We start from the raw sequence: 14,804 nt of genomic DNA, 5'->3' as shown, positions 1-14,804 counted from the left end.
CGAACCACGGAGCGTGCTGACATGCGCTACACGCTGCTCGGCAAGTCGGGCCTGAGGGTCTCCGAACTCGCCCTCGGCACCATGACCTTCGGCACCGACTGGAAACTGCCCCCCGAGGTCCCCGGCCGCCTGCTCGACCTGTACGCCGACGCCGGCGGCAACCTGATCGACACCGCCAACGAGTACGGAGACGGCACCGCCGAGTCGAGGCTCGGCGAACTCCTCGCCGGCCGCCGCGACCGGTTCGTGCTGACCACCAAGTACACGATGCAGACCCGGCCGGGAGACCTCAACTCGGCCGGGAACCACCGCAAGAACCTCGTCACCTCCCTGGAGGCGAGCCTGCGCCGGCTGCGCACCGACCACCTGGACCTGCTCTGGGTGCACGCCAGGGACACCCTGACCCCGGTGCCCGAGGTGATGCGCGCCCTGGAGGACGTCGTCCGCGCCGGGAAGGTGCTCCACATCGGCGTCTCCGACTGGCCCGCCTGGGAGGTCGCCCAGGCCAACACCCTCGCCGAGCTGCGCGGCTGGTCCGCCTTCGTCGGCCTCCAACTGCACTACAACCTCCTCGACCGCACCGCCGAACGCGAACTCCTGCCGATGGCCCACGCCTTCGACCTCCCGGTGCTCGCCTGGGGCCCGCTGGCCGACGGCCGGCTCACCGGCAAGTACCTGACCGGAGGCACCGGGCGGCTGGACACCGTCTCCTGGGGCCGGGCCCGCGGCGAGGGGGACGACATCGTCCGCGAGGTCCTCGCCGTCGCCGAGGCGGTCGGCCGCCCGCCCGCGCAGGTCGCGCTCGCCTGGCTGCGCTCGCGCCCGGGCACGGTGATCCCGCTGGTCGGCGCCACCTCCGAGGAGCAGCTGCGGCAGAACCTCTCGGCCGCGGAACTGGCGCTCGACGAGGAGCAGTTGACCGCGCTGGAGCGGGTCAGCGCGGTGCCGGCCGGGTTCCCGCACGCCTTCCTGCGCTTCCCCGCGATGGTCCGGCTGATCTACGGCGACCAGTGGGAACTGGTCGACGACCGGCGCACCACCGTGCGCCGCGCCGTCGCCGACGACCTCTACGGCAGCGCCGCGCGCTGACGGCGCATGCCGCACGGCGCTCACCGGGGCGCACGCGGACGGGGCCGCGGACCAGGAGGTCCGCGGCCCCGTCCGGCCTTCGCCCGTGCCTACTTCACGTACCGCATGTCGAACGAGCGCACGTTCAGCGTCACGCCCTGGCCCCAGAGCCGGTTCCGCTCCAGGCTGCTGTCGTCCAGGAAGCTCTGCTGGGCCGGCGCGCCCTGCGACGGCTGGTAGTAGAAATCCTGCTCCTTGTCGAGGCGGACCAGGCCGCGCTTGTCCCGGTCCTTCACCCCGCCGGCGCCGTCCAGCAGGTTGCCGGTGCCCAGGCCGCACTGCACCGAGCTCGCCCGGACCTGCTCCGGCGTGCCGCCGTGGTCCAGCCGCAGGTACTTGCGGTCGAAGGCCAGCGTGCCGATCCGGTCGGTGGACAGCACGTCCTTGCCGTTCACCAGCCAGGTGACCCGCTGCCCGCCGCGGTCGAACTTGATCTCCAGGGTGTCCGTCCGGCCCGGGGTGCGCTTGGCGACCGGGACGGAGAAGTGGTACGCGGCATAGGTGCTGCCGGGGATCGGCAGCCGCTCGTACACCGCGTGGATCTCGCCGTTGGTGACCGTCAGGTTGGCCACCGTGTGGGTGGTGTGGTCGACCGAGATCAGCGTCGCGCTGGCCAGCCGCGGGTCGCTCTGCGGGTCGGCGACCGCGTCGCCGAACGGGTGCTGGTCGACGTAGTCCGCCTGGACGGACAGCTTGCTGGAGCAGAGCAGCGCGCCGGTGTCCGGGACCGGCACGCCGTTGGCCGAGGAACGCCGGGGCTGCGCCACCCACTTGAGGTGGTCGCCGGTGCCGCCGCCGAACCCGGTCGCGTTCTGGTCGGTCGTCGCGGCGAAGGCCGGCCGGCCGGTGACCGGGTTGGTACCGGTCGGCACCACGGTGATGCCACGGCGCCCGGCGGTGATCACGCCGTCGCCCTGCGGCAGCGTCTGGCCGGTCGCGGTCTTCGACGAACCCAGCTGCCAGGTCTGGGCGGTGTCGAAGCCGCCGCGGAACTCGTCGTGGAAGAGGACCTGCCCGGACCGCCGGTCGGCGCTGTCCGCGCCGGTGGCCGCGCCGGCGGTTCCGCCGGCCCCGGCCACGCTGGCCACGGTCATCGCGACGCCGATCGCCGCCTTCATTTTCCCGTTCAACGCGTCTCCCTGTGCATCGGATCACTGAGTACCGAGGAGCGGCCCCGAGGACCGCGGGCGGTGCGCCGCACACTCTGTCCACGCCCCCTCGAATTCCGGTCGAACCGCCCCCTCCACGCCCGCTCGACCACAGCTCCAGCCGCCCCGGCCAGGCTGCGGACACCCACGACGACCAGCCCTGTCCGGAAAGGAGGCGATGGCCGTGGACCAGCTCCTCGCCATCACCGAGGAAGTCGGCACCGCACTGGCCGAGCGGCGGCCGGTGGTCGCGCTCGAATCCTCGCTGATCACCAACGCGCCGTCCGTCGACGCCGCCCTCGCCATCGAGAAGGCCGTCCGGGACGGCGGCGCCGTGCCCGCCACCATCGGCATCCTCGACGGCCGGCTGCTCGTCGGCATCGACGCCGAGCAGATCGAGCGGTTGCGCACCACCCCCGGCGTGCCCAAGGTCAGCGCCCGCGACATCGGACCGGTGCTGGCCGGCGGCGGCGCCGGAGCCACCACCGTGGCGGGCACCATCGTGATCGCCGAGCGGGCCGGCATCCCGGTCTTCGCCACCGCGGGCATCGGCGGCGTGCACCGCCGCGCCCAGCAGACCTTCGACATCTCACCGGACCTGCTCCAGTTCACCCGCACCCGGATCACCGTCGTCTCCGGCGGCGCCAAGAGCATCCTCGACGCCCGGCTCACCGCCGAGTACCTGGAGACCGCCGGCGTGCCGGTGCTCGGCTACGGCACCGACCGGCTGCCCGCCTTCTACGCGCGCGCCACCGACGTCCCGGTCCACCGGGTGGACGATGTCCGCCAGGCCGCGCGCACCGTCCGGGCGCACTGGGAGGTCAACGGCGGCGGCACGGTCCTGCTCACCACGCCGGTCGCGGAGGAGGACGCGCTGGACGCGGTCGTGGTGGAGACCGCGATCGAGCGGGCGCTCGCCGAGGCGGACGCCGCCGGGGTCACCGGCAACGCCGTCAGTCCGTTCCTGATGAAGGCGGTCTCCCGGGCCACCGAGGGCCGTACCGCGAAGGCCGGCCGCTCCCTGCTGCTGAGCACCGCCACCCTCGCCGGCGAGCTGTCGGTCGCGCTCGCGGCCCTCGCCGACTCCGATTCCGACTCCGAGCCCGGATCCGGGCCGGAGGGGGAGCGGGCATGACGGGCGGCGCGCCGGCCGGCGTCCTGTTCGACCTCGACGGCACCCTCGCCGACACCCCGGGGGCCATCACCGCCCTGCTCACCGCCGTCCTCGCCGAACGCGGGGTGCGCCCCGACCCGGACGAGCTGCGCGCGACCGTCGGCCTGCCGCTGGAGCCGAGCCTCGCCCGGCTGCTCGGCCGGCCGGCCGACGGCCCCGAGGTGGCCGCTGCCGCCGCCGACTACCAGGCCCGCTTCCGCGCCCACCTGACGGCCGCCGGCGCCGCCCTCTGTTACCCGGGCGTGCCCGAGGGACTGCGCCGGCTGACCGCCGCCGGGCTGCGGCTCGCGGTCGCCACCTCCAAGCCGCGCGGGGCCGCCGAGAAGATCCTCGCCCTGATGGGCACCGCCGACGCCTTCACCGCGGTGGCCGGCCACGACAGCGTCGAGCACGGCAAGCCGCACCCGGCGATGGCCCGGTACGCCGCCGAGCGCCTCGGCCTGCCGGCCGGTTCCTGCGTGGTGGTCGGCGACGGCGTCGCCGACGTCGGCATGGGCCGCGCCGCCGGCATGCGCGTCATCGGCGTCTCGTACGGCGCGGCGACCGCCGCCGAACTGACCGCCGCCGGAGCGGACCCGGTCGTCGGATCCTTCGCCGAGGTCGTCGACCTCCTGCTCGCCCAGGCCGCACCGACCACCCGACCCGAGGAGCCGCGATGAACCCGCCCGCCCGCACCCCCGACACCGCCGCCGCGACCGACGCCGCCGTGCTCTTCCGGGACGACTTCCGGGACGGCCTGGCCGCCACCGGCCCCGACGCCCGCTGGCGCCACGTGCAGGCCACGCCCGAGCTGATCGCCGACGACGCCGACCTCACCGTCACCGGCGACGGCCTGCGCCTGGCCTCCCGTGGCCGCCACCCGGAGACCGGCGAGCCCGCCTACACCCGGACCGTGCCCAGTGAGCGCGGCCAGGCCGGGGTGGTGCCCGGCTTCGCCGACCACGCCAAGTGGATCGCCTACGTCAACCGCACCGCCGCCTCCGGCTTCCAGGGCTTCGACGCCCTCCCCGGCCGGGTGCTGTCCGTCTCCGCCACCGTCTCCGGGCGCACCTACGGCACCGCCGGCCACCCGTTCGGCGACGCCGTCCGCGACCCCGAGGACGACCTGCGGCTCGCCGGCGCCATGCTGAACACCATCGACCCGGAGACCTCGGTCGCCTTCGACTTCATCCTGACCAACCGCCGGCTGTACGCCTTCTACGGGCGGACCAACTTCGCCCGCCGCCTGCTCGGCCGGTACGGCTCCTTCGCCTGCACCGTGCCGCTGCTCGACCGCACCCCGGACGACCGCCACCGGGTGCGGATCTCCTACGACCGCGCCGCCGGCGCGGTCCGCTGGCTGCTGGAGGATCAGGAGGTGCTGCGGGTGGACCGGATCGGCCTGCCGCTCGCCCGCGAGACCCTCACCCTCGACGAGGGCGGCGAGCTGACGGTGGTCGAGCCGCGCCAACTCAGCTTCGGAATGGGCATGCTGAGCCTGCTGGACGGCTCCTGGCCGACCGGGCGCGGCCTGGTCAGGCTCTCCCGGGCCACCACCTACTTCCGCCCCGACGCCGGCGAGCCGCACGAGCAGGCCTTCGTCGACGAGGAGAGCCTGGAGAGCAGCAGGCTCTTCGGCCAGGGCGCCGAGCTGACCATCGGGGACTACACCGTCACCGACGAACCGGCCGGCTGACCGGCCACCGCACGGCAGCGCGAAGGGGGCTGCGGGCACCGGCCCGCAGCCCCCTCCCGTGTGCACCGGGGTGTCAGCCCGCCCGGCGGCCGGCCAGCTCGGCGGTCGCGAAGCGGTGCGCGGCCGGCTCCCACTGCAGGACGGCGTGCGTGGCGCCGGTGGTGGCGTCCCGCCAGAACCGCTGGAAGGGCGCCTCCTCCTGCAGCGCGCCGGTGCCGGCCGTCGCGGCCAGCCCGTTGACCGCGGCCAGCAGCAGCTCGGCGGCGGCCGCCTGGTCGCGCTGCGCCCGGGCGCCCCGCCACTCGCCCCGCTCACCCCGGTCGGCGTCCTCGGCGGCCCGGGCCAGCAGCAGCGCGGCGGCGTCGGTGGTGGCGGCGGCCCGGGCGAGCGCGGACTCGGCCGCGGCCGAGGGCTTGCGGCGGACCGCGGCGGCGCCGTACGCGTCCAGCGCGCCGCGGACCGCGCCCAGCACCGGAGCGGCGAAGGTCAGCCCGCTGACGTCGCGCAGCGCGACGGCGAGCGGCGCGGGCGCCGCGCCGGCCGGGCGTCCGGCCAGCAGCTCGCCGGTGGTGAAGGTGTGCCCGGCGGGGACGTGCACCGGGTCCAGCACCAGGGTGTGGCTGCCGGTCCCGCGCATGCCGACGGTCCGCCAGGTCTCCTCGACCCGGTAGGCCGGGCGGGGCACCAGCAGGAACCGCGCCTCCCGCTCGTCCGGCCCGCCGCCGGGAACCGGCACCAGGCAGGCGAGCAGCGCGGCGTCGGAGGAGTCGATGCCGCTGACGTAGGACCAGCGGCCTTCGAGCCGCCAGCCGCCGTCCTCGGTGACGGCCGTGCCGGCGGGCACCAGAGCCCCCGCCACCAGGGTGTCCGGGCCGTCCGCCCAGAGGGCGCGCCGGCCCTCCTCGGGCAGGAACCCGGCCATCCGGCCGAGGGTCGCGGCGATCGACGCGCACCAGGCGGCGGACGGGTCGTGCCGGGCCAGTTCGGCGACGGCGTCGAGACAGGTGCCGAAGCCGCCCTCGTCGCCGCCCCACGCGGCGGGGACGAAGTGCCGGGCGAACCCGGCCTCCCGGACGGCCTCGGCGACCTCGGGGACGAGCCGGTACTCGCGCTCGGCCCGCTGCGCGTGCGTCGAGGCCAGCCGGCACACCTCGGTCAGGTCGGAATGCTCCTTCACGGCGGCACTTCCCTCCGGGGACGGTGGAGAACGGTGGAGAAGCGCAGCCTCCCTCCGCCCGGTGGAGACCCACTGGACCTCCGGTCGCGCCCGCCCGCCGTCGGCGGAAGGAGCGCGGGGACCGGTGCGGCCCCTCCGCCGACGCCGGTGCGTCCGTGCGGGCCGCCGTCAGGCCTTGGCGGCCCCGGCGTCGGCCGGTTCCTGGGGGGTCTGCTGCGGGGGGCGGGCGGCCATGAAGACCAGACGGCCGCCGGGGAGGATCATCGCGGCCGGGGCGGCCAGCAGGTAGAGGCCGACGACGACCAGCAGGCCGGTCGCGGCGGAGCGGATCGGCGGGTGGCCGCCGTCCAGCAGGCCGAAGTAGACGGTGCCGAGCAGCGCCACGCCGGAGGCGGTGCCGATCTGGATGGCCGTGTTGACCAGCCCGGCCGCGGCGCCCACGTGGTGGCCCGGCGTCTTCGCCAGGACGGTGGCGATCAGGACGCCCGAGGCCATCGACATGCCGACGCCGCCGACCAGCAGACCCGGGATCAGCTGCCAGGAGTGCAGCCCGGTGCCGTAGCGGACCACCGCGAGGGTGGTGAGGCCCATGCCCGCGGCGAGCACCAGGCAGCCGACCACCGCCAGCGGCCGGCCGAGCTGGCGCAGCTTGGTGGCGAACGGCGAGAAGAGGCCGACGCCGACGGCGGCCGGCACCATGGTGAGCGCGGTGTGCAGCGGCGAGAAGCCGACGGTGCTCTGCAGGTGGACGGTCAGGACCACCGGGTACGCGGCGCCGGCGAAGAACAGCACGGCGACCGAGAGCCCGCCGAGGGCGGCCCGTTCGCGCAGCAGCGCCGGGTCGATCAGCGCGGTGTGGCCGCGGGCGACGACCGTGCGTTCGTAGCGGCCGAAGAGCCAGAGCAGCACCGGGCAGGCGGCCATGACGACGAAGGTCCACCACGGCCAGTCCAGGGTGCGGCCCTCGACCAGGGGGTAGAGCAGGGCGAGCACGGCGACGGTGGCGAGTACGAGGCCGCGCACGTCGGTGCTGGAGGCGTACTCGGAGCGGGAGTCGCGGCAGAGCAGCACGGTGCCGATCAGCGCGGCGATGCCCACCGGCACGTTGACGAAGAAGATCGGCCGCCAGCTGAGGTCGAACAGGTCGGCGTTCAGCAGCAGGCCGCCGAGCAGCGGGGCGCCGACGCCGCCGATCGAGAAGGTCAGGCCGTAGACGGTGGCCGCGCGCTGCTGCTCGACGGGCGGGAACTCGACCCGGAGCATCGCGAGCACCTGCGGCACCATCAGGGCGGCGGAGGCGCCCTGGAGGATCCGGACGGTGACCAGCATCTCCGGGTTGACGGAGAGGCCGGTGACCAGCGAGGTGAGGGTGAAGGCGACCAGCCCGGCCTGGAAGACCTTCAGCCGGCCGTAGCGGTCGCCGAGCCGGGAGGCGGTGATCATGCCGGAGGCGAAGGCCAGGGTGTACCCGGCCATGGCCCATTCGAGCTGGGTCGAGGAGGCGTGCAACTCGCGGCGGAGCGTGGGTAAGGCGACCTGGAGGACCGTTCCGTCGATCAGGTCCATCACGGTGGCCGCCATGGTGACCACCAGGGCGGCCCAGCGACGGGGGTTGAACTGCTCGGATGCTGGCCGGGGCACGGGCATGGGACGCCCCTTCCGGTACTCTGGGGGAGCGGACAGAGACTTTGCTTTGAAAGCAAAGTTATGAGGAGGGGTGGAGGGATGTCAACGGAACACGCGTCCGACGCCGTGCCCGGGGGTGGTCTGAGTGCCGATGAGGCGGTCCGTGCGATGCTGCTTCTCATGCCGAGGGTGGCGGCGCGGTTGAAGCGCACGCCGGTGCCCGAGCGTTTGCGTTCGGCGAATCTGGCGCCCCGTCATCTGTCGATGCTGTCCTATCTGGTGTTCGACGGGCCGATGCCGGTGAATCAGCTGGCGGCGCGGCTGGAGGTGGCGCCGACGACGGTGAGTCTGATGGTGAGTGATCTCAGCCGGCAGGGTGTGGTGGAGCGCAAGGCCGATCCGGCGGACCGTCGTCGTACGATCGTGGCGATCACGGAGGAACCGGAGACCAGGGCGGCGATCGAAGGATGGCTGGCGAACGGTGCGGCCTCCTGGCGCAGTGCCTTCGAGCCGCTGGCGCCCGAGGAGCGCGCGCTGTTCGTCCGCACCATCGAGGCCTACGAGAACGGCGCCTCCGGCTCCCGCGACTGAACCACCACCCCCGCGACCGACCCACCCCCGCGACCGACCCACCCCGACGACCACCGCCCCGGCCGAGCCCCGCTGGAGCGTTCTTCGAGCCGCCCGCGCTTCGCTGGTCGGCGGGCGGCACCGCGCCGCCCGCACAGATCCGCGGGAGGCGGCATGCCGACAAAAGTGCTGGTCACCGGAGCCACCGGGGCGGTCGGGAGCCATCTGGCCCGCCGACTGCTCAAGGACGGGGCGGAGGTGCGCGCTCTGGTCCGCGACCCGGCCCGGGCCGCCGCCCTGCTGCCCGCCGGGATCCACCTCGCCCCGGGTGACCTGACCGACCCGGCGGCCGTGCGCGCCGCGCTCGACGGCGTCGAGCAGGCCTTCGTCCTGCTGGCCGACGACGCCGGCGCCGCCGTCGCCGAGGCGCTGCGCGCGGCGGCCGGCCGCGGCCCGCAGCATCTGGTGCTGCTCTCCGCCGCCGCGCCCGCCGCACCCGCGGACCCGGCCGGGGACAACCCGCTGTTCCGCAAGCACCGGCAGGGCGAGGCCGTCCTGGCGGCCACCGGCCGGTCGGTCACCGTGCTGCGGCCGGGGCCGTTCGCCTCGCTCGCCCGGCAGTGGATCCCCGCCGTGCGCGGCCCGGGCGTGATCGGTGCCGTCCACCCGGACCTCGCCCTGCCGGTGATCGACCCCCGGGACATCGCGGACGTCGCCGCCGCCGTCCTGCTCGGCGCCGGGACCGGGCCGGGGCCGCTGGTGCTCTCCGGGCCGCAGGCCCTGGACACCCCGGAACGGGTACGGATCCTCGCCGAGGTGACCGGCCGTCCGCTGACCGTCCGCCGGCTGAGCGCCGGGGCCTGGGTGCGGCTGGTCGGCGACCGGCTTCCGGAGCCCTACGCCCGGGCGCTGCTGGGCGTCGAGGAGTACCTGCGGCGGGTGCCGCCGCCGCTGGTCACCACCGTCCAGGAGATCACCGGCCGGCCGGCCCGGACCTTCCGCGGCTGGGTCGAGGACCACGCGGCGGAGTTCCTCCAGACCGGCTCCAGGACGGTTTGAGCCCACCCGGCGAGGGTGACCGGGACCGTCCGCGAAGCCGTTCCGACCGAGGAGGAAGCCGGTGCAGAGCACCACGACAGCCACGACCACCACGACCCCCGCCCCCGTGGCCAACCCGGCGCTGACCGGGCTCTACGCGGAGGTGCAGCTCTTCTACGCCCGCCAGATGCAGCACCTGGACGCCGTGCGGGCCGAGCCGTTCGCGGCGACCTTCGCGGCGGACGGCGTGTTCGACCACTCGCCGGACGCGCCCGCCGTTCGCGGCCGGGAGGCGATCGCCGCCGAGGTCGACTCCTACAACGAGCGGCGCTTCGCCCAGGACCCGGTGCAGCGCCGGCACTGGTTCAACATGCTCGACGTGCGCGAGCAGCCCGACGGCAGCGTGCACACCGAGTTCTACGCCGTGGTGCTGACCACCCGGCCCGGGCAGTTCCAGCCGGTCGTCGCACCCGCCTGCGTGGTGCGCGACGTCCTGGTCCGCGAGGGCGGCGAACTGCGGACCCTGGAGCGCCGGGTGACGCAGGACCACGCGTCCTTCTGAGCGGGCCGCCGCCCCGGGCGGGGAGGGACGGCCGGCCCCCTCCTCCCCGCCCGGGGCAGCGGCGTCACCGTGCGCGGGCCCGCGCCGCCGCCGCGATCACGGCGTTCTGCCCCCGGTCGCGGCGGGCGGCCAGCTCCTCGTACGGCACCGCGCCGAACGAGGCGTCGGCCTGCGCCAGGAGGGTGTCGATCGTCTCCCGGTCCACCGGCGGCGAGCCGAGCAGCGCCCAGCTGCGCTCCAGGCCGCTGCCCAGGTGCTCCAGCCAGTGCCGCAACCCGCCCGGACCGCCGCCCAGGTGGAAGGCGTGGAACGGCCCCACCACCGCCCAGCGGGACCCGATCGAGGCGGTCACCACCTCGTCCAGCTCGTCGACCGTGACCACGCCCTCGCGCACCAGGTGGATGCTCTCCCGCAGCAGTGCCGACTGCAGCCGGTTCGCCACGAAGCCGGGCACCGCGCGGCGCAGCACCACCGGTGTCTTGCCCAGCCACCGGTAGAAGTCCACCGCCGCCTCGACGGTCTCCGGCGCGGCGTCCCGGCCGGCCACCACCTCGACCAGCGGCACGATGTGCGGCGGGTTGAACGGGTGGCCGACCACCACCCGGCCGGGGGTGTCGAGCCCGGCCCCCAGGTCGTCCGGCAGCAGGGTCGAGGTGGAGGAGAGCAGCAGGGCCCCGGGCGCGGCCGCGGCCGCCTCGGCGAACAGCCGCTGCTTGAGTGCGAGGTCCTCCAGGGCGTTCTCCTGCACCACGTCGACGCCGGCCACCGCGCTCGCGAGGTCGGGGGCGAACACCAGCCGGGCCGCCAGCGCGGCCGGATCGGCCGGCCCGTCGGGAAGTGAGGCCGCGTACAGGGGCAGCGCCGCCGTCACGTGCTCCCGGGCGTCGGCGCGGGTGCTGCTGATCCGCACCTCCAGCCCCCGGGCGGCGAACAGGGCGATCCAGCCGAGCGCGATCGTGCCGGTGCCGATCACGGCCGCGCTGCGGTAGGTCCTCGGACGGGTGGTCACCGCGACACCTCCAGGGCGAATTCGGGAAGTTCGGGAAGGTCGGCCCGCAGCGGGCCGGGCGAGCCGCCGAGGACCAGCTGGTGCAGTCGCTGCACCCGGCGGGAGGGTTCCACGCCCAGCTCGCCGACCAGGGCGCCGCGCAGCCGCTGGTACGTCTCCAGGGCGCGCCAGGTGTGGCCCGAGCGGTAGTAGGCGATCATCAACTGGGCCGAGAAGTTCTCGTGCAGAGGATGCCTGGCCGTCAGCATCCGCAGTTCGCCGAGGATTTCGGCGTGCCGGCCGAGTTGCAGGTCCGCCTCCACCCGCAGCTCGACGGTCCGGGTGCGGGCCTCGTCCATACCCAGCACCTCGGTCTCCAGCACCGGCCCCACCGGGACGTCGGCCAGCGCCGGGCCGCGCCACAGCCGCAGCGCGCGGCCGAGGGTGTCGGACGCCCGGCGGGCGTCCCCGGCGTCCAGGGCCGCGCTGCCCTCGGCGGTCAGCCGCTGGAAGGTCCGCAGGTCGGAGTCGTGCACCGCACCGGTCAGCTGGTAGCCGCCGAGCCGGGTGGCCAACACCTCCTTGGCCGTCTGGGGGGCGCCGGGCGGCAACGCGGCCGCGATCCGGCGGCGCAGTTGCAGGACGTAGGTCTGCAGCGTCGTCTGGGCGCTGCGCGGTATCCGCGCCCCCCAGGCCTCCTCCATCAGCGTGGGAACCTGGACTATTCGGCCCGCCCGCAGTGCGAACAGCGCGAGCAATTGTCGCGGCTTTCCGGCGCTCGGCACGATGAAGTTTCCGTCGATTCGTATTTCCAGCGGCCCCAGAACACTGATGTCCATACGTGTGCCTCCATGGAAATGTCGGTTTCCTGGAGTATTGCATGAGGAGTTCCGGAGGTCCTAGTGATGATCTCACGCGCGGACCGTGAATTTCTCATGCCCGGGCCGCCCGGGGCGGTCAGATCATGCCCGCCTCCCGGGCTATGCGGACGGCGTCGATCCGGTTTCGGGCGTCGAGCTTCTGGACGATCGCGGTCAGGTAATTGCGCACCGTCCCCACCGACAGGTGCAGCTGCTGGGCGATCTGCCGCACGTCGTCGCCCTCGGCGGCCAACCGCAGCACCTCCACCTCGCGCGGGGTGAGCAGGCCGTCCGTCGGCAGCGAGAAGCTCAGCGCGAGCTGCGGGTCGACCACCCGCTCACCGGCCATCACCCGGCGCACCGCGGAGACCAGTTCGCTCGGCGGCGCGTCCTTCAGCAGCACCCCGGCGATCGGCAGCGACAGCGCCCGCCGCAGCACGGTGGGGTGGCTCAGGCTGGTGAGCAGCAGGACCCGGCAGCCGGGCACCCGGGCCCGCAGCCGCTCGGCGGCGTCCAGGCCGTCCAGACCCGGCAGGTTGATGTCCAGGACCGCCAGGTCGGGTCGGGACTCCAGCGCGGCCGGCACCACCTCGTCGCCGCTGCCGACCTCCGCGACCACCTTGACGTCCGGCTCCAGTTCGAGCAGCGCCACCAGTGCGCCGCGTACCATCCGTACGTCTTCGGCGATGAGCAGCCGTATCACCGAGTCCCCCTTCCCCGTTCGCGTCCGCCCGTCCGCCGGGCCCCGCGTCCGTTGAATTGTACGGCTGCCCAGCGAGGCTCAAGGGCTATTCCAGGTCGGATTGTGAGGATCGCCTCGCCCGGTAGTGGACGGCGAAATGGAGAACCGAAGTGGGGTACGCGCGGAAACGACCAATACGCGTCGCCGGCACCGGACACAGCGAAATACTGGGCGTCGGCGGTTACCGGCCCCGCCGGCGCGTCGACAATGCCGAGCTGTGCCGGAGCATCGACTCCACCCCGGAGTGGATCGAGACCCGCAGCGGAATCCGCCGGCGCGGCTTCGCCGGACCGGACGAGACCCTGCCGATGATGGCCGCCGAGGCCGCCGGGCGGGCCCTGGACCGGGCCGCGGTGCGCGCCGGCGACGTCGACCTCGTCCTGGTGGCCAGCATGTCCCACCTGGTCCAGACGCCCGCGCTGGCCGCCGTGGTGGCGCACCGGCTGGGCGCCGACCGCGCCGCCGCCTTCGACCTGTCGGCCGCCTGCGCGGGCTTCTGCCACGCCCTGGCCGTCGCCTCCGACACCGTCCGCACCGGGGGAGCCCGCCGGGTGCTGGTGATCGGGGCCGAACGGATGACCGACATCGTCGAGCCGACCGACCGCACCAGCGCCCTGCTCTTCGCCGACGGCGCCGGCGCCGTGCTGGTCGGCGCCGCCGACCGGCCCGGGATCGGCCCGGTGGTCCGCCGCTCCGACGGCGCCTACGCCGAGGCCCTGCGGATGACCGCGCCGTGGGCCGGCGAGGAACGGCCCTGGATGCGGATGGACGGTCGCCGGGTGTTCCGCTGGGCGATGGAGGAGGTGGCCCCCGCCGCGCTGGCGGCCCTGGACGCCGCCGGCCAGTCCGTGGCGGACCTCGGCGCCTTCGTCCCGCACCAGGCGAACCTCCGGATGACCGAGCTGATGGTCGAACGCCTCGGCCTGACACCCGCCACCACCGTCGCCCGCGACGTCGTCGAGACCGGCAACACCTCCGCCGCGTCGATCCCGCTCGCCCTGGACAGGCTGCTCACCGAGGGCGCGGTGACGAGCGGGGACACCGCGCTGCTGGTCGGCTTCGGCGCGGGCCTCAACTACGCGGCCCAGACGGTGGTGCTGCCGTGAACGGCCGCGCGGTGACCCGCGACGAGCTGCGCTCCGCGATGGCCCGCACCGCCGCGGGCGTGGTGGTGGTGACCGCCCGGGGGAGCGACGGCACCCCGCAGGGGCTCACCGCGACCTCGTTCTGCTCGGTGTCGCTGGAACCGGCCCTGGTCCTGGTCTGCGTGGCCGAGACGGCCGGGGCCTACAAGGCGCTCGCCGGCTGCGAGGAGTTCGCGGTGAGCGTGCTGCGCCGCGAGCAGTCCGCCGTGGCCACCCGGTTCGCCACCAGCGGGGCCGAGAAGTTCCACCCGGCGGACACCGAGCTGACGCCCCGGGACCTGCCCGCCGTCGCCGGCGCCCTCTGCCAGCTCGACTGCGTGGTCGACGCCCGCCACCCGGCCGGCGACCACCTGATCCTGGTCGGCGAGGTCACCGCCGTCCGGCTCGCGGACGGCGGTGACCCGCTGGTCTACGCCGGCCGGTCGTACCGGACCCTCAGCTCCTGAAGCGGCGTCACCGTCGGGCCGGCGGAGGACTGGAGGGCGTCGATGCCCTGCACGGCGGCGCCCATGGCCTGGACCGTGGTCAGGCAGGGCACGGCGCGGGCGACGGCGGCGGTGCGGATCAGGTAGCCGTCCCCGCTGCGCCCCGCCGGCCCGGCCGCACTGCGGCCGGTGATGACGACGAGATCGACCGCGCCGTCGTGGATCAGCCGGTCGACGGTCTGCTCGCCGTCGGGGCCCTCGCCCTCGCTGTGCTTGCGCACCACGGTGACCGGCACGCCCGCCCGTCGCAGGACCTCGGCGGTGCCGGCGGTGGCCAGCAGCTCGAACCCCAGCCCGGCGAGGGCGAGCGCCGGCAGGACGATGTCCCGCTTGTCGCGGTCCGCCACGGACAGCACGACCCGGCCCTTGACGGGCAACGGCAGTTGGGCCGCGCTCTGGGACTTGGCGTAGGCGGTGCCGAAGACCCGGTCCAGGCCCATGACCTCGCCGGTGGAGCGCATCTCCGGGCCGAGCACGGTGTCCACC

15 protein-coding genes and 1 pseudogene are annotated in these 14,804 nt (G+C 74.8%); 9 read left to right on the top strand and 7 right to left on the bottom strand.

Going from position 1 to position 14,804, the window contains the following annotated elements; translation table 11 throughout:
- Positions 1-21 precede the first annotated feature (21 nt).
- Positions 22-1,089 carry an aldo/keto reductase gene (locus tag ACFVVU_RS36910; RefSeq protein WP_380688370.1) on the top strand — a complete coding sequence of 356 codons (1,068 nt, stop codon included), beginning with the start codon at positions 22-24 and terminating at the stop codon, positions 1,087-1,089.
- An 89-nt stretch (positions 1,090-1,178) separates the two neighbouring features.
- On the opposite strand, the gene ACFVVU_RS36905 is transcribed toward ACFVVU_RS36910, so the two are convergent.
- The gene (locus ACFVVU_RS36905; RefSeq protein ID WP_380689169.1) at positions 1,179-2,258 is read right to left on the bottom strand and encodes a DUF6081 family protein; all 1,080 of its coding nucleotides are present in this window, start codon (positions 2,256-2,258) and stop codon (positions 1,179-1,181) included.
- Between the two features lie 196 nt (positions 2,259-2,454).
- Between ACFVVU_RS36905 and ACFVVU_RS36900 the strand changes: the two genes are divergently transcribed.
- Genes ACFVVU_RS36900 through ACFVVU_RS36890 form a run of 3 tightly spaced genes read left to right on the top strand, consistent with a single transcriptional unit; the run spans position 2,455 to position 5,125 of the window.
- Positions 2,455-3,411, top strand: a complete 957-nt coding sequence (locus ACFVVU_RS36900; RefSeq protein ID WP_380689167.1) for a pseudouridine-5'-phosphate glycosidase — start codon at positions 2,455-2,457, stop codon at positions 3,409-3,411.
- Entirely contained in the window at positions 3,408-4,109 is a 702-nt protein-coding gene (locus ACFVVU_RS36895; RefSeq protein ID WP_387794175.1) for an HAD family hydrolase, read from the top strand. Before ACFVVU_RS36900 ends, ACFVVU_RS36895 begins: the two co-directional genes overlap by 4 nt.
- Positions 4,106-5,125 (top strand): DUF6081 family protein, encoded by a 1,020-nt coding sequence (locus tag ACFVVU_RS36890; protein WP_387794174.1) that lies wholly within the window; start codon positions 4,106-4,108, stop codon positions 5,123-5,125. The genes ACFVVU_RS36895 and ACFVVU_RS36890 overlap by 4 nt, the downstream gene beginning before the upstream one ends.
- 73 nt (positions 5,126-5,198) lie before the next feature.
- On the opposite strand, the gene ACFVVU_RS36885 is transcribed toward ACFVVU_RS36890, so the two are convergent.
- Together ACFVVU_RS36885 and ACFVVU_RS36880 are read right to left on the bottom strand one after the other, a co-directional pair.
- Positions 5,199-6,302: a hydrolase gene (locus ACFVVU_RS36885; protein ID WP_387794173.1), complete on the bottom strand. Its 1,104-nt coding sequence runs from the start codon at positions 6,300-6,302 to the stop codon at positions 5,199-5,201.
- 168 nt (positions 6,303-6,470) lie between these two features.
- Positions 6,471-7,949, bottom strand: coding sequence for an MFS transporter (locus ACFVVU_RS36880; protein WP_380689735.1), 1,479 nt, complete (start codon positions 7,947-7,949; stop codon positions 6,471-6,473).
- Between the two features lie 78 nt (positions 7,950-8,027).
- Here ACFVVU_RS36880 and ACFVVU_RS36875 point away from each other — a divergent pair, with 78 nt between their 5' ends.
- The 3 genes from ACFVVU_RS36875 (at position 8,028) to ACFVVU_RS36865 (ending at position 10,098) form a co-directional block, all read left to right on the top strand.
- Entirely contained in the window at positions 8,028-8,519 is a 492-nt protein-coding gene (locus ACFVVU_RS36875; protein ID WP_387794172.1) for a MarR family winged helix-turn-helix transcriptional regulator, read from the top strand.
- Positions 8,520-8,672: 153 nt separating this feature from the next.
- On the top strand, positions 8,673-9,557 hold the full coding sequence (locus ACFVVU_RS36870) for an SDR family NAD(P)-dependent oxidoreductase (protein WP_387794171.1): 885 nt from the start codon (positions 8,673-8,675) through the stop codon (positions 9,555-9,557).
- Positions 9,558-9,618: 61 nt separating this feature from the next.
- Complete coding sequence (locus tag ACFVVU_RS36865; protein WP_387794170.1) at positions 9,619-10,098, top strand: nuclear transport factor 2 family protein; 480 nt, start codon at positions 9,619-9,621, stop codon at positions 10,096-10,098.
- A gap of 64 nt (positions 10,099-10,162) precedes the next feature.
- On the opposite strand, the gene ACFVVU_RS36860 is transcribed toward ACFVVU_RS36865, so the two are convergent.
- From ACFVVU_RS36860 to ACFVVU_RS36850, 3 genes are all read right to left on the bottom strand, one after another.
- Positions 10,163-11,107, bottom strand: coding sequence for a 3-hydroxyacyl-CoA dehydrogenase NAD-binding domain-containing protein (locus ACFVVU_RS36860; protein WP_380688038.1), 945 nt, complete (start codon positions 11,105-11,107; stop codon positions 10,163-10,165).
- Positions 11,104-11,925, bottom strand: a complete 822-nt coding sequence (locus tag ACFVVU_RS36855; protein ID WP_380688040.1) for a BTAD domain-containing putative transcriptional regulator — start codon at positions 11,923-11,925, stop codon at positions 11,104-11,106. The genes ACFVVU_RS36860 and ACFVVU_RS36855 overlap by 4 nt, the downstream gene beginning before the upstream one ends.
- Before the next feature lie 118 nt (positions 11,926-12,043).
- Positions 12,044-12,649: a DNA-binding response regulator gene (locus ACFVVU_RS36850; protein ID WP_380688042.1), complete on the bottom strand. Its 606-nt coding sequence runs from the start codon at positions 12,647-12,649 to the stop codon at positions 12,044-12,046.
- A gap of 149 nt (positions 12,650-12,798) precedes the next feature.
- Here ACFVVU_RS36850 and ACFVVU_RS36845 point away from each other — a divergent pair, with 149 nt between their 5' ends.
- Both ACFVVU_RS36845 and ACFVVU_RS36840 read left to right on the top strand, forming a co-directional pair.
- A complete protein-coding gene (locus ACFVVU_RS36845; protein WP_380688044.1) occupies positions 12,799-13,794 on the top strand; it encodes a beta-ketoacyl-ACP synthase III in 996 nt (331 codons plus the stop codon).
- Positions 13,791-14,279, top strand: coding sequence for a flavin reductase family protein (locus ACFVVU_RS36840; RefSeq protein WP_387794169.1), 489 nt, complete (start codon positions 13,791-13,793; stop codon positions 14,277-14,279). The genes ACFVVU_RS36845 and ACFVVU_RS36840 overlap by 4 nt, the downstream gene beginning before the upstream one ends.
- On the opposite strand, the pseudogene carB reads toward ACFVVU_RS36840, so the two are convergent.
- A pseudogene (carB, locus tag ACFVVU_RS36835) lies at positions 14,243-14,804 on the bottom strand (carbamoyl phosphate synthase large subunit); the annotation flags it as partial. The gene ACFVVU_RS36840 and the pseudogene carB overlap by 37 nt on opposite strands.

This window comes from Kitasatospora sp. NPDC057965, from assembly GCF_042887135.1.
Taxonomy (GTDB): Bacteria; Actinomycetota; Actinomycetes; order Streptomycetales; family Streptomycetaceae; genus Kitasatospora.
Note: the sequence above shows the minus strand (reverse complement) of the source record. Positions and strands in the feature narration are given on the sequence as shown.